15 protein-coding genes are annotated in these 20,348 nt (G+C 70.1%); 1 reads left to right on the top strand and 14 read right to left on the bottom strand.

Annotated features, from left to right (window positions below):
• Window positions 1–63 precede the first annotated feature (63 nt).
• From T328_RS02830 to T328_RS02780, 11 genes are read right to left on the bottom strand one after another with little or no spacing between them, the layout of a single operon-like run.
• Window positions 64–1,866: a sulfatase gene (locus T328_RS02830; RefSeq protein ID WP_496494186.1), complete on the bottom strand. Its 1,803-nt coding sequence runs from the start codon at window positions 1,864–1,866 to the stop codon at window positions 64–66.
• Window positions 1,853–3,682 carry a fumarylacetoacetate hydrolase family protein gene (locus T328_RS02825; RefSeq protein WP_496494185.1) on the bottom strand — a complete coding sequence of 610 codons (1,830 nt, stop codon included), beginning with the start codon at window positions 3,680–3,682 and terminating at the stop codon, window positions 1,853–1,855. The genes T328_RS02830 and T328_RS02825 overlap by 14 nt, the downstream gene beginning before the upstream one ends.
• Before the next feature lie 34 nt (window positions 3,683–3,716).
• The gene (locus T328_RS02820; RefSeq protein WP_496494184.1) at window positions 3,717–5,555 is read right to left on the bottom strand and encodes a glycosyl hydrolase family 28-related protein; all 1,839 of its coding nucleotides are present in this window, start codon (window positions 5,553–5,555) and stop codon (window positions 3,717–3,719) included.
• Window positions 5,556–5,562: 7 nt separating this feature from the next.
• A complete protein-coding gene (locus T328_RS02815) occupies window positions 5,563–6,483 on the bottom strand; it encodes a dihydrodipicolinate synthase family protein (protein ID WP_496494183.1) in 921 nt (306 codons plus the stop codon).
• Entirely contained in the window at window positions 6,483–8,078 is a 1,596-nt protein-coding gene (locus T328_RS02810) for an FAD-dependent oxidoreductase (RefSeq protein WP_496494312.1), read from the bottom strand. The genes T328_RS02815 and T328_RS02810 overlap by 1 nt, the downstream gene beginning before the upstream one ends.
• 14 nt (window positions 8,079–8,092) lie before the next feature.
• Window positions 8,093–8,932, bottom strand: a complete 840-nt coding sequence (locus tag T328_RS02805) for an ATP-binding cassette domain-containing protein (RefSeq protein ID WP_496494182.1) — start codon at window positions 8,930–8,932, stop codon at window positions 8,093–8,095.
• Complete coding sequence (locus T328_RS02800; protein WP_496494181.1) at window positions 8,929–9,957, bottom strand: ABC transporter ATP-binding protein; 1,029 nt, start codon at window positions 9,955–9,957, stop codon at window positions 8,929–8,931. Before T328_RS02800 ends, T328_RS02805 begins: the two co-directional genes overlap by 4 nt.
• A complete protein-coding gene (locus tag T328_RS02795) occupies window positions 9,950–11,467 on the bottom strand; it encodes an ABC transporter substrate-binding protein (RefSeq protein WP_496494180.1) in 1,518 nt (505 codons plus the stop codon). Before T328_RS02795 ends, T328_RS02800 begins: the two co-directional genes overlap by 8 nt.
• A gap of 42 nt (window positions 11,468–11,509) precedes the next feature.
• Window positions 11,510–12,397 (bottom strand): ABC transporter permease, encoded by an 888-nt coding sequence (locus tag T328_RS02790; protein ID WP_496494179.1) that lies wholly within the window; start codon window positions 12,395–12,397, stop codon window positions 11,510–11,512.
• Window positions 12,394–13,323, bottom strand: coding sequence for an ABC transporter permease (locus T328_RS02785; RefSeq protein WP_496494178.1), 930 nt, complete (start codon window positions 13,321–13,323; stop codon window positions 12,394–12,396). Before T328_RS02785 ends, T328_RS02790 begins: the two co-directional genes overlap by 4 nt.
• Window positions 13,324–13,357: 34 nt before the next feature.
• Window positions 13,358–14,422 carry a LacI family DNA-binding transcriptional regulator gene (locus tag T328_RS02780; RefSeq protein ID WP_496494177.1) on the bottom strand — a complete coding sequence of 355 codons (1,065 nt, stop codon included), beginning with the start codon at window positions 14,420–14,422 and terminating at the stop codon, window positions 13,358–13,360.
• A gap of 189 nt (window positions 14,423–14,611) precedes the next feature.
• On the opposite strand from T328_RS02780, the gene T328_RS02775 reads away from it, so the two are divergent.
• A complete protein-coding gene (locus T328_RS02775) occupies window positions 14,612–15,643 on the top strand; it encodes an SGNH/GDSL hydrolase family protein (protein ID WP_496494176.1) in 1,032 nt (343 codons plus the stop codon).
• 111 nt (window positions 15,644–15,754) lie between these two features.
• Here T328_RS02775 and T328_RS02770 read toward each other — a convergent pair whose 3' ends face one another.
• Genes T328_RS02770 through T328_RS02760 form a run of 3 tightly spaced genes read right to left on the bottom strand, consistent with a single transcriptional unit; the run spans window position 15,755 to window position 20,336 of the window.
• The gene (locus T328_RS02770; RefSeq protein ID WP_496494175.1) at window positions 15,755–17,260 is read right to left on the bottom strand and encodes an aldehyde dehydrogenase family protein; all 1,506 of its coding nucleotides are present in this window, start codon (window positions 17,258–17,260) and stop codon (window positions 15,755–15,757) included.
• A gap of 29 nt (window positions 17,261–17,289) precedes the next feature.
• Window positions 17,290–18,882, bottom strand: coding sequence for a class I adenylate-forming enzyme family protein (locus T328_RS02765; RefSeq protein ID WP_496494174.1), 1,593 nt, complete (start codon window positions 18,880–18,882; stop codon window positions 17,290–17,292).
• Window positions 18,879–20,336, bottom strand: coding sequence for an amidase (locus T328_RS02760; RefSeq protein ID WP_496494173.1), 1,458 nt, complete (start codon window positions 20,334–20,336; stop codon window positions 18,879–18,881). Before T328_RS02760 ends, T328_RS02765 begins: the two co-directional genes overlap by 4 nt.
• Window positions 20,337–20,348: the final 12 nt, after the last annotated feature.

The raw sequence follows: 20,348 nt of genomic DNA, 5'->3' as shown, positions 1-20,348 counted from the left end.
CGCAGCGGAAGCCCAGGTTGGCGCCGGAGCCGTCCGGTGTGTTGCTGCCGCGGCCGACAGACCCTAGGGCACCGCGGCAAGCGCTTCGGCGAGGGCGCGGAGACGAGGGCCGTCCAGTACCGCGGGGGCGAGGGCGGCCAGGTCCCGCAGGGTTATGTGGCCAAGGGTGGCGATCCGTGGGTTGCTGAGTAGCCCGGGGACCGCCTTCTCGATGGCTTCGGCCGCTGCCGGTTCCGCGAGGATGGTGGACAGCGGGCTGCGCGGATCGAAGCGGCCCTGGGGCAGATCGTCCTCGGTGGGCAGGGCTGCGGCGGCCCGGTCTGCCGCCTCGCGTTGTGCGCGTACGAGCAGGTGCTCGCGGCCCACCTCGCCCTCCGCCGGGAGGCCCATCCGCTGGAACTGGTCGGCCGGGGCGTCATTGGCGTGCAGGAGTGAGACCAGGTGGCCGGCCATCCGCAGTTCCAGCTCGTCGTCGAGGAGGGGGTGTTCCTGCCGGGGGTCGGCTTCGAGGTCGAAGAGGAGTGAGCCATGGTGGTGGGTGTTGCGCTGACCGTGGACGGGCACCCGCAGCACCGGGCAGTCTTTGGTGAAGGAGAACGGGGCGGCGAGTTCGGCCGCGCGGAGTGACTCCGCCGAGAAGTGGCCCTTCATGCGCGTGGGCATCAGCGTGTACTCGTAGAGCGGCGCGTTGTCCTCGCTCGCGCTCGCGCGCATGTAGACGTAGCGGCCGTCCGTAACGTTGACGTGGCCGCCGAACGAGCCGAAGAGCGCCGCCTCCCGCACCGGGGCATCGCTCGCGGTCGTGTCGCGCAAGGGTGCGCCCCGCATGTCCGGCGGCCGGTCGACCCCGAAGTACTCCAGCAGGGTCGGGGCGAGGTCGATGGTCTGCACGAGGCTGTCGCGGCGTTCGCCGCGGACCCCGGTGCGCGGGTCCCAGACGAACAGCGGGGTGTGGATGTTCTCGTCGTACCAGGGCTGGACGTTCTTGCCCCACCAGCCGTGCTCGCCGAGCAGGAAGCCGTGGTCGGTGCCGACGATGAGCATCGTGTCGTCCCACATCCCGTGGGTGTCCATGGCGTCCAGCACCCGGCCCAGTGAGCGGTCGCACATGCTCAGCAGCGCGGCGTACTCGTAGCGGACGTGCTCCACGGCCTGGGGGCGTTCGGTGGTGCGCTTGTACTCCGGCCAGTCGAGGTGCGGGCCGTCGTACGTGTGCGGGTACAGGTCCTTGTACTGCTTGTACGTGTAGAAGGGTTCGTGCGGGTCGAAGGTCTCGATCTGCAGGAACCAGTTGTCCTGGGCGTGGTTCGTCTCGATGAATTCCAGGCCCGCGGCAAAGGTGCGGGACTGCGGGTGGTCCTCCTCGCGTTCGAGGTGGCCGCGGTTGACCCAGTCCTGGCGCCAGAGCGCATTGCGCTGCAGCCTGGCCGCCTCGGGGATGTCCGGGTCGGCGAGTTGGCCCTTCCAGGGGTCGCCTTCCTGGCCGCGGAAGAACTCCCAGGTGGTGTAGCGGGTGTGGTACGTCGCGCCGCCGTCCTCGAAGTAGTGCTGGTGATCGGTGGCCAGGTGGGAGTGGACGCCGTGTTCCCCCAGCAGCCGCGGCATCGAGTCGTCGAACGGCTCCAGCGGGCCCCAGCTGCGGTGCAGGAAGTTGTACCGGCCGGTGTGCAGTTCCCGGCGGGCGGGGACGCAGGGCATCGAACCGCCGTAGCAGTTGCTGAAGGTCGCGCTGCGCTCGGCGAGACGGCGGAAGTTCGGGGCGTGCACCCAGTCATTGCCGTACGGGGGCAGGAAGCGCCGGTTCAGGGTGTCGAAGAAGACCAGGATCGCCCGCGTCGGGCGCCCGCTCCGGTCACTGTCCGTCATGCTGCTCCCTCGGTGCCAGCTCGGCCTCCACCGTGCCGAGGCCTTCGATCTCGCCGCGGACCACGAGGCCGGATTCGTAGGTTTCCCGGGAGACGCGGAGGTGCGCGCCCGTACGGCCGAGTGTGATCACGTCGCCGGGGAACAGTGTGATCACGCTCGATATCGTGGTGACCAGCTCGTCCGGGCCCGCGATGTACTGCGAGGTCTTGCCGTGGATCACCTGATCGCCGGCCTCCAGCGACATGGCCCGGCCGCTCCAGTCGTGATCGGGCAGCGGCACGGGCGGGTCACCCACGACATTGAAGCCGTCCGCCCACCTGCCGTACACCGCGGGAATGCCGCGCTCGCCGAGCCGCGCCGGTTCGACCACCGCATCGGCGAAGGAGAGGTCGCAGAGCGAGATGAGCGGTGTGTAGCCGAGGATGACCGATCGGCCGTCCTCGACGTCTGCCGCCAGTTCGCGTACCACCGCGGCCAGTTCGATACTTACGACGATGTCGTGGGCGCGCGGCGGGATTTCGACGACCGCTCCACTGGCCGTGAGCGACCTGGCCGGGCCGTTCAGGAAGCGTGGCACCTCCAGCTGCGCGAGGCCGGCCGCCGCCGCCACGGATCGGTCGTTGCCGAACGACGTGTAGAAGTGGCGTGCCCCGCTCACCGACCACTCCCCCGGCGCGTCCAGCACGCGCCTGCCCGACGCGGCCACCTCCCGGATGGCGTACGAGGGGTGGGACTCCATCGGCACGCGCGGCCGCTCCCCCGCGTCGGCGATCCGGACCGGGTTGACCAGGGTGCCGACCTGCTCGATCTCGACTTCCAGCCGGGTCTCCGGGTTCGCCGCGTCGTCCGGGAACACCGGAAGGCCGTCGACGCCCATCGTGCCGAAGTGGATGACATCACCGGGCTCCAGCGAGGCGAACGACGAGTACCAGTGGATGACCCGCTCGATCCCCATCAGGGTCGCCGCGGTGTGCGCGCGGTCGCGCGTCCGGCCCGACTGCCGGGTGTACATGAGCAGGTTGTACGGGTCCGCCACCTCGTCCTTCGTCACGAGGTACGGGCCCATCGGGCACAGGGTGTCGGCCTTCTTTCCACCCCAGGACGCGGTGGCCTGGTAGAGCCAGTCGTCGTAGCCGGCCGGGAGGCAGTACCCGTTGCCGGCGTTGCCGGTGACCGCCCGGTAGTAGTAGCTGCCGGACACGTCGTTCACCACGGTATAGCCGGCGACGTGGTCCATGGCCCGGTCGAGCGGGATGTAGCGCCCGGCCTTGCCGATCACGATCGCGAGCTCGACGTTGTAGGCCATGTGCGGCAGGTGGTGGTCGTGCTTCATCGTCACCGGACTGCCGGGGCCGATCGCCGCGCCCTGCGGTCGCTGGTGGCCCAGCGGGAACAGGTTCAGGCTGCCGATGTCCGGGTTGTTGCGTACGAACGACGGGGAGTTCGTGACCAGTCCCCAGTAGAGCCGCGGCCGTGGGAGGGGAGCGAGCAGTTCGACCTCGTCGACGGGGTGCCCGGCGCGCGGCAGCAGCGTCGCGTCGGTCTGGGCCACGAACCGCTCTGCGTAGCCGGCCAGCCGCGACAGCGCCTCCATACCCGCGTCCTCGAGCGCCAGGAAGTCCGCCAGCGTGGCCGGCCACGCGTCCTGGAGGAAGCGGGGGCGCGTGGCCACGAGGCCGGACGACGGGATAGACGCGTACGTCGTGAGGAATGCCTCGGCCCGGCCGGGCTCGACCACCCACGCCGTTCCGCCGGAAGGCTCGATGACGAACCCCCACCGCTCGGTGCCCTCATACAGATAACTGGCCAGTCTCACGTGATACTTCCTCGGGTGTCTCAGGGGTCGGCGATCAGATCGGATCGCCCAGCGGCAGGTGGCGCCAGCCCTTGCCGTCGGAGATCGCGAGCACGGGGTTGTCGGACGAGTCGTTCACCATGGCCACCGCGCCGGGCTTCGGCTCGGGCAAGTCGGCGGCCGGCACGGTCGCCAATTGCAGGTTGTGGGCGTAGACCGTCCGCACGCGCCTCTCCGCCGAGCCGACGTCGCGGGCGTTGTCGGCCGTCGGGACGAGTCCGTTGATGTCCACCCGCAGGGCCGCGACCCCGTTGGTGCTGTTCGTCGCGCACAGCAGCTCGACGGCCGCGGCGCCGGACTCATTGGCCGGTACGACCCGTACGCCGCCCTTCACGCCGGGTCCCGCACCCGCGGTCTGGTCCGATGCGGCGACGAAGCTGCCGTACGCGTCGGAGCCGACAGCGGGAGCGCCAGTGGTGGTCGACCGTACGACGAGCGCGCCGTCCTTGTTCGCGGTGAGCTCGTGCTTGTTGGCACCGGCGCCGCGGCGCTCGATGTAGTTCCCGTCGCCGACCGTCTCGGCGTACAGCACGCCGGCGGTGTTGCGGAAGGTGTTGCCGACGATCGTGGAACCGGTCACCTTCCCGATCACGCGCACCGGCGGCGACGCGTCGACCGGGTTGTCGCCGAAGGCGTTGCCCATGACCGCGACGCCGGCGGCGTCGCCGTTGATACGGACCGCGCTCCACCGCTCCTCCTTGAGGAGGTTCCAGTTCTCGAAGGAGTTGGAGGCGACCGTGACGTCGGATACTTCCCCGCCGAAGTAGACCGGCGAGCCCTCGATCCAGTTGAAGCCATTGCCGGTGATCGTGACGTTGCGCGCCTTCGCCTCGGGACGGAACTCGATCGCGTGCGGCGGGCGGGCGCCGCCGCCGGGGTCGCCGCCGCCGAGGATGTTGCCGGTGAAGGTGAGGTTCGTACCGCCGGAGGAGACGGTGACGACCCCTCCTCCGGTGCCGTTCTCGACGACGTTTCCGGCGAAGGTCGAGTTGATGACGCCGCCGGAGAACAGCCGCTTGCCGATGTCGAGGATGTTGTTCGCGATCACCGCGCCGCGGAAGTTGTGGGCGTCCGCGCCGCTGGTGACGATGGCCGTGCCCATGCTGTGGAAGTGGTTGCCCTCGATGAGCCACTTGCGCATCCCGTACGGCAGTACATGGACGCCGTCGCCGCCGACCCCCGAGGTCGGCCACGAGATTTCCAGGCCCACGTCACCGACCGCGACCAGGTTGTTCGTGAAGACCAGACCGCGCCCCACCTGCCGCACGGCGGTGTAGAACTCGATGAACGTGCACTCGGTGACCGTCGCGTCCATGTCGTCGGTGTTCGGCGGCTCGGCTCCGGGGTCCCGGGCGATGCGCAGGCCCACCGTGTTCTTCAGGCTCGGCGGCGCCACGAAGGCGAGGCCGCGCACCGCCGCCAGCGGGGCGCGCACCTCCATCGCGGTCCCGTCGAAGTCGACGTCGATGATCGAGGTCCGCGAGCCCATGGTGCCGGCACCGGCGAGGACGAGGCGGTTGAAGTGCGTGCCTCCCGCGCTCTCCGCGTCGGGGACGACCAGCGTCTTGGTGATGCGATATGCGCCCGGCGGAAAGTAAACGATCTTGTTTGTCCGCTCGCGCTGCGCGTCGATGGCCTCCTGGATGGGCCCGGTGTCGTCGGCGACACCGTCGGCGACGGCACCGAAGTCCTGCGGCGTGGCGGCATTCGCCACGTCGGCCGGGTCCGCCGGCATGGCCTGCGCGGTCGCGCTGACGGCGCCGGCCGTCGCGGTGGTGACGCCCGCGATGCCGGCGGCGCGCAGGAGATGACGTCTGTTCACGCTCGTGCCCATGCTGCCGCTATCCCTTCGGTGGGTGGAGTAGCTGGTTCCGGTGCGCCGCGATGAACTCCTGGAAGGCGACGCGCTCGCCCGGCTCGCTGCGGAGCAGGGGCGGCGCCACGTACGGAGGGCACAGGCCCAGTTGCGCAAGGATCTCCTTGACGCCCGGGGTCCCGCGACGCATGGCGTGGAGCTTGGTGAGTTCGGTGATGAGCGCCTGGAGCCGGTGTGTCTCGTCGCGGTCGCCGGCCTCGTGGGCGGCGACCAGCTGCAGTGACAGGCCGGGGCCGATGTTGGCGACGCCGGGGACGATGCCGTCGGCGCCGAGTTCGAGGGCTGCGGCGAGCTGAGTCTCCGCGCCTTGGCTGACGGCGAAGCCGGGCCGGGTCCGCGCCCGTTCGACGAGCTCGCCGAGGAACCCGATGTCGCCGGAGCTGTCCTTGATCCCGACGAGGTGGTCGAGGTCGAGGAGCGCGTCGATCAGCTCGCGCGTGAGCGGGTTGCTGTAGCGCGGCGCGTTGTACGCGATGACCGGAAGGCCGACGTCGGCCAGCGCGGCGTAGTGGGCGACGATCTCGTCGTCGCGGTGGTGGAAGTAGATCGGCGGGCTCATGACCAGCGCGTCGGCACCGGCCGCTGCCGCGATCTCCGCCCGTTCGAGGGCCTCAAGCGTGCCGGCCGCGGTCACGTTCACCGTGACCACGCCGCCGCCGGTGAGCGCCCGCCACTCCTTCATCACGCCGTCGACGAACGCTCCGACGGTCGCCGTCGGCAGCAGCGGGCCCTCCCCGTTGCTGCCGAGGAGCATCAGCTTCTCGACCCCCGCACCGGCAAGAGCGGCGAGCAGGTCGTCGGCGGCCACCGGTCGCCCGGTCTCGTCCATCGGCGTGACGAGCGGCACGGTGACCCCGCCGAGCAGTGATATGCCATCGCTCGTCATCAGTAGCCCTTCACCTCGGGCCAGGCGAGCTCGAAACCGTCCTGCACGAGCTCACTCTGGAAGGACCCGAGGTGTCGGGCATCGGCCCTGACCTGCTCCGGCGTCAGGGAGTTGGCGAGGCAGTGCGCCGCCAGCGCGCCTGCCGCCTCGCCGATGTTCCACTCCACCGGATGCAGCCGGTAGCAGCCGTTGGTGATGTGCGTCGTGCCGATGTTCTTGCCCGCGGCGAGGAGATTGCGCACACGGACCGGCAGCAGGGCGCCCAGGGGTATCTGGAACGGGCTGCTGGGCACGTCGATGTAGTTGTCGCCGCCGGTGGAGGGGTGCAGGTCGATCCGGTACATGCCCACCCCGACCGAGTCCGGGTAGTGCACGGCGCCGGCGTCGCCCCGTACCGCCATGGACAGGTCCTGCTCGACGATGGTGGTGTGCGCCCGGATCCGGCGGGATTCGCGGATGTACGGCGCCATGGCCAGGCCGTCGGCGGTGCCCATCACGTCCGGGCGCAGGCGCAGGCCGGGCCAGCCGGTGCCGCCGTCGGGCCGCGGTGCCTCGGTCTGCAGCCAGTACAGCATGCTCAGCGACAGCTGCCGCGAGCCCTCCAGGTGCTTGTCGCGCTCGTCGTCGGTGACGCCGACCAGCGGGCCGGGGAGGTAGTCGATCATCGGCCAGTTGACGACGGTGATGTCGCTCGCCGCGAAGCCCGGCTCGTACTGCTCGCGCGCGAAGATACGGCGGAACTGCCACAGGTCACGGTCGCCCGGGTCGGTGCTCTGATCGGCGACGATCGGGCCGGACGGCGCGTGCGGCACGAACGTCCGGGTGAGCGTCTCCAGGGTCCGCGGGTCCGGCGCCGTGAGGCTGAGCAGGCGGTCCGGCCAGTAGCCCGGCCGGTACTCCCGCCAGAAGCCGTACTGGGCGGGACGGTCGATCGTGTGGTCCTCGCCGTCGAGATGCTCGACCGCGAACACCCACGAGAACGCCTGCTGGTTGAGCGGCTGCGCCTCTCTGGGCGCGCTGGGCTCGCCGGTCTCGGCCGCGGACTCGAAGCCGATGACGTGCTCGACGTCGGCGAGCGGCAGCAGGTCCGAGAGTTCGGTGGCATCCAGGACGTAGGGCGCCTCGATGGTGCACTCCTCGCCCGTACGGGACGCGACGGTCACGGCGGTGATCCGGTCGCCGTCGACGTGGGCGGCCACGGCCCGGTGCCCGGTCAGGACGCGCATCTTGCCCGCGGACCGGTAGGGCGCGAGCATGCCCTCCAGTACGGCGAGGGCGACGCGCGGCTCGTGGCACAGCCGGCTCACCCGGCCCAGGCCCGGGTTCAGGTCCGGTTGCCGGCGCGCGGCCGACGTCAGCGGGTACCAGGTGCGGTAGTGCTCCCGCACGCCCTCGCGGAAGGCGCGGAAGGAGCGGGTGCAGCCGAACTGCTCGATCCAGGCGTGCTCGTCGGGCGGGACGGCCTGGCTGGTGAGCTGGCCGCCGAGCCAGTCGTACTCCTCGGTGATGACGACCGACCGGCCGCGGCGCAGCGCCGCGAGGGCCGCGGCGACGCCGCCGACGCCTCCCCCGACGATGAGGACGTCGGTTCGGATGCTGTGCTCGTTACTCAACTGATTGGCTCCCGTGTCTCCCTGACCGGCACGTCCGCGCCCTCCAGGTCGTAGGCGGCCTCCAAGAGGCCCTGCGTGTAGGGGTGGGACGGCGCGGTGAACAACTGCTCGGCCGAGGTGCACTCGACCAGTTCGCCTTTCTTCATCACCGCGACCCGGTCCGCGATCTGCCGCACCACCGCCAGGTCGTGGGTGATGAACAGGACGGCCAGCTCGCGCGTTTTCTGGAGGTCGACGAGGAGCCGGAGGATCTGGGACTGGACCGATACGTCCAGCGCGGACACCGCCTCGTCGCACACCAGCAGCCGCGGCCGCAGCGCCAGCGCCCGCGCGATGCTGACCCGCTGCCGCTGCCCGCCGGACAGCGTCGAGGGCCGCCGGTCGACCACACCCCCGTCGAGACCGACGTCGGCGAGTACCGCCTGTAGCGCCTTCACGCGGTCGCCGGCCGGCGCCACGGAGGGGTGGACCTTCCACGCCTCGCGGATGATCGAGCCGACGGTCATCCGCGGGTTCAGCGACGAGCCGGGGTCCTGGAAGACCATCTGGATGGCGCGCTGCAGCTCGGGCGTCCGCTTGTCGATCGGTCCCAGCGGCCGGCCCGCGTAGGAGATCGTGCCGGCCTGAGGGCGTACGAGCCCGAGGACGCAGCGGGCGACGGTCGACTTGCCGGAACCGGACTCGCCGACCAGCGCCAGCATCTCCTGGACGCGGACGTCCAGGCTGACGTCGTCCACGGCCTGGATCCTCGTCCGGGGTGCCCGCAGCGACCGTCGCGGACCGGAGAACGACACCCGCAGGTTGCGGATCTCCAGAAGGGTGTCCGCCGACGTCATGAACTCACCTCGGACGCGTAATGGCAGGCGCTGAAGCGGCCCGGCCCGGCCTCCCGCAGCCGGGGCACCTCGGTCCGGCAGCGCTCGCGCGCCATCGGGCAGCGGGGATGGAAGGCGCACCCGGACGGCCGATCGAACGGATTGGCCGGGGCGCCCTGCAGCGGCTCGGCGATCGCCGTCTTCGTGCTCACCGCGGGCACGTTGTTGCCCAGCGCCCGGGTGTACGGATGCCGGGGCTGATCGAGCACCTCGCGCGCCGGGCCGCGCTCGGCGACCCGGCCCGCGTACATGACGACGACGTCGTCCGCCACATGGGCCATCACCCGCAGGTCGTGGCTCACCAGCAGCATGGCCACACCCTCCTGCTCGCGCAGGTCCGCCAGCAGCTTCAGGATGCGCGCCTGGGTGGTGACGTCCAGGGCGGTCGTCGGCTCGTCGGCGATGATCAACTGGGGCCCGCCGGCGAGCGCCATCGCGATCATCACGCGCTGGCGCATGCCTCCGGACATCTCGTGCGGGTAGGCGTCGATGCGTTGCCCGGGATCCAGGATGCCCACCCGGTCGAGGAGCTGCAGCACCTTCGTACGGACCTCGCGGCGCCGCATGCCGCCGCGGCGCAGGATCTCGCCGACCTGGCGCCCGACCGTCTGGATCGGGTTCAGGGCCGCGAGCGGGTCCTGGAAGATGACGCCGATCTCGTGCCCGCGCACCTGCCGGAGCCGGCGGGCGGGCGTGTCGAGCAGGTTCTCCGACTTCCACGCGATCCGGCCCGAGGTCTGCGCCCCGGCCGGCAGCAGGCCGACGATGGACATCGAGCTCATCGTCTTGCCGCTGCCGGACTCGCCGATCAGCCCGGTCGTGCGGGCGGCGGCCACCGAGAAGGACACCGAGTCGATCACCGTGCCCTCACCGGCGCCCCCGGCGACGGTGACCTGAAGGTCCTCCACTTCGAGCAGCGGTGTTCCCGGCGCGGCGGCGTCGTCTGCCGCGGACGGCATCGCGGTGGGTGGGTGCAGGTCAGTCATCCGAGACCTGCACGTCCGCGAAGGTGGGCATGCCGTCGGGGGCCGGCTCAAGTCCCTTGACGGACGTGCGCCACGCGTAGGGCTGTTTGACGAACATGGGGTACATGCCGACCGCGTCGGTCCAGATCGTCTTGGTCGCCTTCGCGTAGAGGTCCTTCCGCTCGGCGGTGTCGGTGGTCGCCCCCGCCGCGGCCAGGTTCTTGTCCAGCTCCTTGTTGCAGTAGCCGGTGCGCTTGGCCGCGCAGGGGTAGAGCCGGCCGAGGTTGGTGGCCGCGTCGTAGCCCTGGGAGCCGATCTGCTGGATGTTGATGTCCCACTTCATGGCGAGCAGGTCCTCAAGGAACACCGCCTGCTCCTTCTCGATGGGGTCGACCTTGACGCCGACCTTCGCCAGATCCGACGCCACGGCCTCGACGAACTGCCGGAAGTTGGGCTGCGAGTACTGGAAGCGCAGCGTTGTGCCGAAGTCGAATCCGGCCTTCTTCAGCGCCGCCTTCGCCGCGGCCCGGTCGAACTTCACCGGCTCCTGCTTCGCGTAGCCGAGGACCGCGGGGCTGACCACCGAGTCAGCGGGTGATCCGGTCTCCGGGTACAGCGACTCGATGATCGACTTGAAGTCGACTGCCTGCCACAGCGCCCGCCGGACGGCCGCCTTCTTCAGCGCCGGGGTGGAGCTGTTCATCCACATCGTGTTCACGCCGGGGCTCGGGACGGTGTCGACAGTCATGTTCGGGTCCGACTTCAGCTGTGCTATCTGGTCGTCGGGCATGCCCCAGGTGACGTCGACCTCTCCGGTCTTGAGCGCCGTCATCCGGGCCGACACCTCGGGGATCGACATGAACTCCAGGTTCTTCACGTCCGGCTTGCCGTCCCAGTAACCGGAGTTCGGGGAGAGCTTCAGCGACTGACCGGGTTCGAACGACGTGACCTTGAAGGGCCCGGAACCGATGGGCTTCTGGAAGAAGCCGTTCTCCTCGGCCGTCTTCGGGGTGACGAAGAACGACGTGATCTTCCCGAGGAACGCGGCGTCGGGCGTCTTGGAGGCGAAGACCACCGTCTTCTTGTCCGGCGCGGTCACGCTGTACCCGCCGAAGTTGCCGGCCAGCGGCCCCTTCGCGGCGAGCATCCGCTCGAAGGAGGCGACGACCTCCTGCGCGGTCACCGGTGTGCCGTCGGTGTACGTCACCCCCGAGCGCAGCGTGAAGGTCCACGTGGTGGCGTCCTTGTTCGGCGCCCACCTGGTCGCCAGGTCGCCCTTGAACTCGCCGGGTCCGGTGGCGGTGACCAGCGGGCTGAACAGCGCCCGGGCCGCCAGCTGCGTCCCGCCGTCCATGCTCGCCGGGCCGTGCGGGTCGAGGTTCTCGATCGGGAGCGGCCCGGCGACGGTCAGGGTGCCGTCACCGCCCGCCCCCGAGGCAGGCGTGTCCGACCACGAGCATGCGGCCGTGACCATGAGCAGGCTGATCGATACGGCGGCCGTCACGAGCGGTTTCCGGGTGCGGGTTTCCATGCCGGGTTTCCTTTCGAATGCTGGGGTACGGGACACCGCGCGCTAGTCCAGGGTGCGGGCGTATCGCCGCGTGAGTTTGTCGCCGACCAGGCCGATGCAGATGACGAGGACGGTGAGGGCGAGGCCCGGGAAGACGGTGATCCACCAGGCGGTTGCGAGATAGTCCCGGCCGTTCGCGATGCTCTGGCCCCAGGACACGACGTCGGGCGGGAGTCCGAGACCGAGGAAGCTGAGGGCCGCTTCGGACAGCACGGCCGAGGCGAGCTCGATCGTGGCGAGCGCGATCACCGACCCGGCGAGGAACGGCACGATGTGCCGGGTCAGCGTCGCCGGCTTCGACACGCCCATGATCCGGGCGGCGTCGACCCAGTCCCGCTCCCGGGTGGACATCGTGATGCTGCGCGACAGCCGGGCGAAGCCCACCCAGCCGCCCACCGACAACGCGATGATCACGACGTGCGTCCCGCGCTCCAGCAGACCCGAGATGACGATCGCCAGCAGGATGCCGGGGAAGGCCATCAGCACGTCGATGGCGCGGGACACGGCCATGTCCGGGAGCCGCCCGAAGTAGCCGGCGATCGCGCCGAGCCCGACGCCGATGAGGCCGGAGAGCAGAACCACCGCGATCCCGATGATGAACGAGGTCCGGGCCCCGTAGACGACCTGGGCCAGCACGTCGCGGCCGACGCCGTCGGTGCCCAGCCACGCGGTGCCGGACGCGGTTTCGGATCCGGGTGGCAGCAGCCGGTCCTTCACCGTCGTCGCCACGGGGTCGTAATCGATGAGCAGCGGCCCGAAGATCGCGGTGAGCAGATAGATGCCGATGATCACGTAGGGCAGCGCGGCGAGTGGACGACGTCGCCGGCGGCGAACCGGGGCTGCCGCGGGATCCGGCTTCGGATCGGCAATCAGGGCTTCCGACCGGGTCATCGACGTGCCTCCACTCGGATCCGGGGGTCGAGCTTGGCGTTGACCAGATCTGCGGCCAGGTTGAGGACGATCACGCAGATGGCGATGAGGAACGTCGCGCCCTGCACCACCGCGTAATCGCGATTGCCGACCGCGCTCACGAGAAGCTGTCCGAGCCCCGGCCAGGCGAAGATCGTCTCGACCACCACGGCGCCGCCGAGCAGCGTCCCGATCTGGAGGCCCACGACCGTGACGACCGGGATCAGCGAGTTCTTCAGCACATGCCCGCCGAGCACCTGGGTCTCGGTGAGCCCTTTCGACCGGGCGGTCTGGACGAACGGCTCGGTCATGGTCTCGGCGACGCCGCTTCTCGTCATACGGGCGACCAGCGCCGTGAACGGGATCGACAACGTGACGGCCGGCAGCATCAGATGGGCGAAGCTCCCGCCGCCCGCACTCGGCAGCATCTTCGCCTGCAGCGCGAAGAGCAGGATCAGCATGATGCCGACCCAGAACGGCGGCACCGCCTGCAGCCCCAGCGCGAACATCGACACGGCCCGGTCCATCAGGCTGCCGGGCCGGTGCCCGGACACGATCCCGAGCACGAGGCCGACGAGGATCGCGATCACCGTGGCGGCGATGGTGAGCTCGATGGTCGCCGGGAACCGCTCAAGGACGGCCTCCATCGCCGGTCGCCCGTAGCGGTACGACTGGCCGAAGTCGAGCGTCGCGACATCGCCCAGGTACGAGAAGTACTGGACCAGCAGCGACTCGTCGAGGCCCAGCGAGTGGCGCAGTGCCTCGATCTCCTCGGCGTTCGCGCCCGGACCCAGCGCGACTGTGGCCTGATCACCCGGCGCCAGCCGGATCACGACGAACACGGCGCTGACGACGCCCCAGATCGTGAGGAGGCCGATCGCCAGCCGCTTGGCGAGATAGTGGATCACTGCGGCAGCCCTTTCAGCGGTACGAGCTCATGGGTCATGACGGGCGGCCCCCGCGCGGTCCGGCGACGGTCTCTCCGGCGATCGGCCTGCAGTCGACGAGCAGGTGGCGCGGTCGGCCCTCCTCGTCGTCGAGCAGTTCCAGGAGCAGCCGGACGGCTTCGCGGGCCATCTGCTCCCGCGGGGGCGTGTACCGAGTCCAGTCACGCGTGCTCTCGCTCAGTGGCGGATCACCGAGGAGGACCACCGAGCAGTCCTCCGGGATGCCGATCCCCGCCTCGGCGGCGGCGCGTTCGACGGCCGCGACCGCGGCATCGTCCTCGCTCGGCTCGACCAGCAGCGCGGTGATCCCGCCGGCCAGCCACTCCTTGAGCAGTTCGCCGGTGAGAGCGGCCGTTTCGTCCATGGCGTGGACGAGAACCTGGTCTTCGCCGATCCCGGCGTCGGCGATCCCCTGCCGGAAGCCCGCCACACGGTCACGCGTGGGTTCCTGGTCATCGGCCAGCTTCAGGTAGGCCAGGCGCCGGTGCCCGAGGCCGGCCAGTGATCGCACGGTGTCCCGGGTGGCCCCGACGTTGTCGGGGGCGACGTACGACAGCTCCTGACCGGGGACCTCACGTCGTCCGATGAAGACGAACGGGAACTCCTCGCGGACGAGTTCGGCCAGTTCGGCGCGGTCGATGTGGCGACCGAGGAGGACACATCCGTCGGCGACCCTGAGCCGGTTGGCCCCACTGGCGTAGATGCTGCGGTCACCGCGCGCGGTGACCGAGCTGAACAGCAGCAGGTCGTAGCCGCGCTCGGCGGTCGCCTCCTCCACGCCGAGCAGGAAGGGGAAGTAGAAGTCGCGCCGGTCGACCGGGAAGACCGGCTCGAACGTATACAGGCCGAGCAGCCGGTTCCGGCCGCCCTTGAGGCTGCGAGCAGCGGCGTTGACCGTGTAGCCGAGCTCGGCCGCGGCCTCCAGCACGGCCCGGCGGGTTTCGTCCGCGACCTGGAAGCTCGCAGGCCCACCGCTGACCACAAGCGACACGGTCGCCTGCGATATGCCGAGCCGACGGGCGATGTCCACCTGGGTAGGGCGCCGTCGCTGTGCTGCCATTCCGGGATCCTTAATACGTATGAAGCCAAGATGGCGTGGACGCTACGTACAGGTCTCGGAGAACGTCAAGGGGTCGTCGTGAAGAAGTACTTACCGTTGACAACCCGGCATGCGGAGGTCACCATCGACGTCGCCGCGCCCCGGGACGTGCGTCACCACCAGCCCTGATGCAGAAAGATGAGCCGCTTCGTGGACACACCGAACGAGCCGGAGCGACTGCGCGAGATCCGCGGCGACGACCCTGCGCTGCTGTGGGCCGGCGCCATCGAGGTGGAACACACCCCGGATTTCTCCCGCCCGTGGCGCCTGCCCCACAGCCGGATCTCCCTCTTCCCCGGCGACGTGCTGCGCCGCCGCGCCGCGATGGCGGCAGGGGTACGGATCGTGCTCGGCACCGACAGCACGTGCCTTTCCGGCCGGTTCCTCCCCGTGGGGCGGGACGAACTCTCCCCGGTCGACCTGCTGGTCGACGGCGAGCCCGTACGCACCCAGAAGCTCACCGCCGAGGGAGCATTCCGCTTCGCCGGACTCCCGCCCGGCGACCACACCCTGGCGCTATGGCTGCCGCAATTCGGCGAACTGCGCCTGCGTGGGCTGTCCGTCGACGCCGGCGCCCGGGTCTGGCGAGCCGAGCCGGCCGCCCGGCCCGCGCTGATCACCTACGGCAGTTCCCTCACCCATGGCAGGCAGGCCGCCTCCCCCACCCGCACCTGGCCCGCCCTCACCGCCCGGGCCCTCGGATACGAGCTGACCTGCCTCGGCTACGCCGGCGAGTGCCACCTCGACCCCATGATCGCCCGCCTCATCCGTGACCGCCCTGCCGACCTCATCGTGACCTGCCTCGGCATCAACGTCCGCAGCCAGGGCACGTTCACCGAACGCTCCTTCCTGCCGGCCGTGCTGGGCCTCCTCAGCACCATCCGCGACGGCCACCCCGGCGTGCCGCTCGCCGTCATCTCCCCCCTCGTCTCCCCGGCCAAGGAGGACACCACGGGCCCAGGCGGCATGACCTTGTCCCGGATCCGCCACACGGTCGCCGAGGCGGTGACCCTGCTGAACAGCCACGGGGACACCGACCTCCACCTCATCGACGGCCCTGACATCCTCGGCCACGCGGACACCGGCCTGCTGACGGACGGCGTCCATCCAGGCCCGGAAGGGCATGAGTTGATGGCCAGCAGGCTGACCCCTGCACTGAGGAAGCTGGTCGCCGGCCAGTGACATCCTGGGGACGGCTGCGGGAAGCAAGCCGTCCGTATCGGTCCACACCGCGTCCACACGACAAAAGACCTGGTCAACACGCCGACGAGCCCTGATCATCGGCCCGCACGGTCAGACGTGCCCTTGCGGCCGAGCCGTGTTCACCCAGACGGCCTTTACCTGGGTGTACGCCTCGATCGCGTAGGAGCCCTTGTCCCGGCCGTACCCGCTCATCCGGGTACCGCCGAACGGCACCGCGGCGTCGGCGTCACCGTAGGTGTTGACCCAGACCGTCCCGGCACGCAGACGTCGCGCCACCTGGTGCGCCCGCCCGACGTCGCGCGTCCAGATGCCCGCGGCAAGACCGAAGGAAGTTCCGTTGGCCAGGGCGACGAGGTCGTCCTCGTCCTTGAAGGGCATCGCGACGACCGCCGGGCCGAAGATCTCCTCGTTCACCACCCGGGCACCGGTACCGGTGCCGGTGATCAGGGTCGGCTGGACGAAGTTGCCCCCGTCGCGACCGGGTCCGGTCTCGCGACCTCCACCGGCGCGGACCATGCCCTCCTGCGCCGCGAGGTCCAGGTAGCTCAGCACCCGCTCTGTGTGACCGACGGATACCAGTGGGCCGATGTCGGTGTCACTGTCGGTTCCCGGGCCAACCTTGAGGTCGGCCGCGTCAGCAGCCAGGTTCTCCACGACCTCATCGAAGATGGAATCCTCCACCAGCAGGCGTGAGCCCGCGGAGCAGTCCTGCCCCATGTTGTAGAAGATCCCCCAAAGAGCACCAGAGCGCAGCTGCGCGGGGTCGGCGTCGGCGAAGACGACGTTCGGTGACTTGCCACCGAGCTCGAGGGTGACCCGCTTCAGCGTGCCGGAGGCAGCGACAGCGATGCGCTGGCCGGTGCTCATCTCGCCGGTGAACGCCACCTTGTCGATCCCCGGGTGTTGGGTGATCGCCTCGCCGGCGACGTGACCGTGGCCGTTCAGGACGCTGACGACGCCTGGCGGGAAACCGGCATCGCGGACCAGTTCCGCCAGCCGCAGGATTGACAGGGGCGTCTGCTCGGCGGGCTTGAGGATCATCACATTGCCCGCGGCCAGCGCCGGAGCCAGCTTCCACGCCGCCAGCACCAGCGGGTAGTTCCACGGGATGATCCCGGCGGTCACGCCGATCGGCTCGTGGAGGGTGTAGACGTGCGCGTCGACGTCGCCGACATCGATCGTCTGGCCGGAGTTCTTCGTCGCGAACCCGGCGAAGTAGCGGAAGACGTTGGCCGTCTCGGGAAGGTCGTCCTCACGGGCGATCCGAAGCGGCTTGCCGTTGTTCAGGGTCTCCAGCAGCGCCAGCTCGTCGGCGTGCTCGTCGACGAGGTCGGCCAGGCGCCACAGGAAGCGGCCGCGCTCGGCCGCACTCAACCGGGACCAGGGTCCCTCGAAGGCACGGCGCGCACTGCTGACCGCCCGGTCGACGTCCTGGGCGCCGGCGGCGTAGACCTGGCCGAGCAGGCTGTTGTCAGCCGGGTCGAGTGCGTCGATGACCGCGTGCTCGTACGGCTCGACAAAGTCGTTGTCGATGAACAGTCCCTTGACCGACCCGTCGAGAAACGCCGGGCGGGCAGGGGCAGAGTATGAGTTCACGGTCGGGCCCTTCTTAGTGGTCATGCCGGTCAGCGGGTGACAGCGCGACGCAGGGCCGCCTTGTCCACCTTGCCGATGGGTAGCGTCGGCAGATCGGACTGGATCCGAATCTGCTTGGGGATCTTGTAGTTGGCGAGCCTTTCGCGGAGGTACTCCTCAAGCTCGGTGGCCGTCGTGCCGGCGGCCACCACGAAGGCGACGCCGACCTCGCCCCAGCGCTCGTCCCGGACACCGACCACCGAGGCCAGCGTGACTGCGGGATTCTCCTCCAGCACGGCCTCGATCTCGCGGGGGTACACGTTGTACCCCCCGGACTTGTACATCTCCTTGAGCCGGCCGACCAGGCGCACGTTGCCGTCGGGCTCGACCCGGGCGAGGTCACCCGTGTGCAGCCAGCCGTCCGGGTCGATGGCCTCCCGGGTCGCGTCCTCACGACCGAAGTAGCCGAGGGTGATGTGGTTCCCGCGGACGAGGATCTCACCGGACTCGCCGGCCGGCACATCGCAACCGTCCGGCGCCGCCACCCGGACGTGGTACCGGGCGTCTACCTTGCCGACGCTCCAGCTGAGCACCTCGAGCGTGGCGTCGACGTCCGTGTAAGTCACCGAGCCGGTTGACTCGGTGAGGCTGTAGGAGGTGCCGAGCCGGGGCACCCGGCGGGAGAGCGTCTCGAGCAGGCCCTGCGGCGCGGCCGCCCCTCCCCAGAGGATCCACTCCAGCGAGGAGAGGTCGCACGACTCCCACTCCCGGGTCTCGACCATGGCGAGAAGCTGGGTCGGGATGCAGTACAAGTGGGTCAGCCGCTCGCCCTCCACGGTGCGCAGCGCACCCGCCGGGTCGAAGCGCTCCATGAACACAGTCGTGCCGCCCGCGGTAAGGATCGACGTGCAGATGTCGCCGAGCCCACCGATGTGGTTGAGCGGAAGGTCGCACAGCTTGCGCGGTGAGTCGCCGTACCAGCGGGTGCTCTGGATGACACCGCACTCGGCAAGCCCGCGGTGCGGCACCAGCGCACCTTTCGAACGTCCGGTGGTGCCCGAGGTGTAGATCATCGCCGCGGCGTCCGCGCCGGACACGGCGTCTCGCGCCGCGACCAACGCTGCCGGGTCGGCGCCCGTACGCAAGAAATCCCCGAGCGTCTCGAACGCCGACAGACCGCTGGTGTCGTCGACAACGACCCTCAGGTCCGCCACGACCTCCTGCGCCCGGTCGAGGACGGCCTCGGCGTGCTCGTCCAAGTCGAGCAGCGCGAACAGCAGGCACGGTCGGCAGTCCGTCAGCACGGTTGCCACCTCGTCCGCGGTGTACTTGGGGTTCAGACCGATCCAGATCGCGCCGACGCTCGCAGCTGCCAGGAAGTTCGCGAAGCACTCCGGCCGCGGCCGACCGAGCAGCGCGACCCGATCGCCCCGTCGCACCCCGGCGGCGAGGAGCGCTGACGCGGTCCGGTCGACGGCGAAGCAGAGATCCCGGTAGGTCATCCGGGTGCTGCCGTCGACCAGTGCCTCCCGGTCCGGACGGGTCTCCGACCAGTAGGCCACGTAGTCGGAGACCCGGTCGAACACCGGGAGCAGGCTGCCCTCCCCGTTCCGGTACGCGGTGCGCGCCGCTGGGCCCGTCACAGGGTGATCCCCTTCGGCTGTCGGGTACGCCAGGGGAACGCCCGTTCCAGCTGGCCGGCGAGCGCCAGCACGGTGCAGTCGTCGTTGTTCCCGCCGATGAGCTGGGTGCCCAACGGCATCCCGTTGACGTGTTCGACCAACGGCACGGAGATCGCGGGGAGGCCGAGCACGTTTGCGATCACGGTCAGCGACGCGGTCTCCTCCGCCCTCCGGAGCGGGAGCCACGGGTCGGCGTCCTGCCCCTGCCAGAGCGCGCCCTCCCCCGGGCTGAGTACCGGATTCGTCGGGGTAAGCAGGATGTCGATGTCCTCCCAGAGCGGGTACATCGCTCGCACCTGCAGCTGGACGTCGATGACGGCCCGGACGTAGGTGAGCGAGTCCGTCCGGCGACTCGCCGCACGCAGCGTCCGGTTCAGCGGTTCGACACGATCCTCGTCGAGCACGTCGACGTCGGCAGACCCGGTCGCATAGATGATCTCGAACATCTCCTGGAACCACTCCTGGTCCAGGCCCGGAATGTCGACCTCGACCACCTCATGACCGAGGGAGGCCACCAGCTCCGCGGCCTGGCGGCCCATCGCCGCCGCCGCCGGGTCGACACGCTGCGGGAACGCGGGCCGGATGCTGAACCCGACCCGCAGCCGGCCCGGGTCACGCTCGGCAGCTTCCCGGTAGGACGTAGGCGGCGCTGGGTGGCGGTACCAGCCGACCGGCTTCTCGGCGGCGAAGACGTCCAAGGCCGCTGCCGTGTCCGCCACCGTCCGGGTGAGCACACCCTCCGTCGCGTAGCCCTCCATGAACAACGCGTCGCCGGGGACGAGTCCACGGCTCGGTTTCATGCCCACCAGCCCGCAGAAGCTGGCGGGCTCCCGGATGGACCCGGCGCCGTCGGAGCCGTGCGCGATCGGCAGCATGCCCGAGGCGACCGCAGCCGCCGCACCGCCGCTCGATCCTCCCGGGCTCCGATCCGTGTCCCAGGGGCTGCGGGTCACGCCGTGCCGTGCCGACTCGGTCACCGAGACCGTCCCGAACTCGGGCGAGGTGGTGGACCCGACGAAGACGAAGCCGGCGTTGCGCAGTGCTCGCACGGCAACCGCGTCCGACTCCATGAGCTCCTGGCCGACCGCCTCCGAGGCACTGCACAGCTCCCAGTCCTTCACCGGGTGCAGGTCCTTGATCGCCGTCGGGACACCGGCGAACGGAGCCAGGTCCGCGCCGTCACGGACAGCACGGTCGACCGAGTCCGCGGCGGCCAGGGCCTCGTCCCGCCGCACGGTGCAGAACGCGTTCAACTCCGGGTTGATTGCTTCGATCCGCTCGAGGTAGCGCCCTGTGACCTCACGCGAAGTCACAGAGCCGCTCCGGACGGCGGCAGCGAGTTCTGTCGCCGTTGGCCAGCCGAGTTCGGTGGTGCCGACGGGGGCCGGCAGGTCGCGGACGGGTGAGCTGTTCATGGGCTACTGGCT

It is taken from the genome of Streptomyces sp. CNX435, from assembly GCF_059570575.1.
This window is presented reverse-complemented; position numbering and strand designations above follow the sequence as displayed.

Excerpts from the sequence above, each read along its gene's own strand:
- T328_RS02830 (WP_496494186.1), bottom strand. The coding sequence starts at position 1,866 with ATGACGGACAGTGACCGGAGCGGGCGCCCGACGCGGGCGATCCTGGTC.
- T328_RS02820 (WP_496494184.1), bottom strand. The coding sequence starts at position 5,555 with ATGGGCACGAGCGTGAACAGACGTCATCTCCTGCGCGCCGCCGGCATC.
- T328_RS02815 (WP_496494183.1), bottom strand. The coding sequence starts at position 6,483 with ATGACGAGCGATGGCATATCACTGCTCGGCGGGGTCACCGTGCCGCTC.
- T328_RS02805 (WP_496494182.1), bottom strand. The coding sequence starts at position 8,932 with ATGACGTCGGCGGACACCCTTCTGGAGATCCGCAACCTGCGGGTGTCG.
- T328_RS02800 (WP_496494181.1), bottom strand. The coding sequence starts at position 9,957 with ATGACTGACCTGCACCCACCCACCGCGATGCCGTCCGCGGCAGACGAC.
- T328_RS02795 (WP_496494180.1), bottom strand. The coding sequence starts at position 11,467 with ATGGAAACCCGCACCCGGAAACCGCTCGTGACGGCCGCCGTATCGATC.
- T328_RS02790 (WP_496494179.1), bottom strand. The coding sequence starts at position 12,397 with ATGACCCGGTCGGAAGCCCTGATTGCCGATCCGAAGCCGGATCCCGCG.
- T328_RS02780 (WP_496494177.1), bottom strand. The coding sequence starts at position 14,422 with ATGGCAGCACAGCGACGGCGCCCTACCCAGGTGGACATCGCCCGTCGG.
- T328_RS02760 (WP_496494173.1), bottom strand. The coding sequence starts at position 20,336 with ATGAACAGCTCACCCGTCCGCGACCTGCCGGCCCCCGTCGGCACCACC.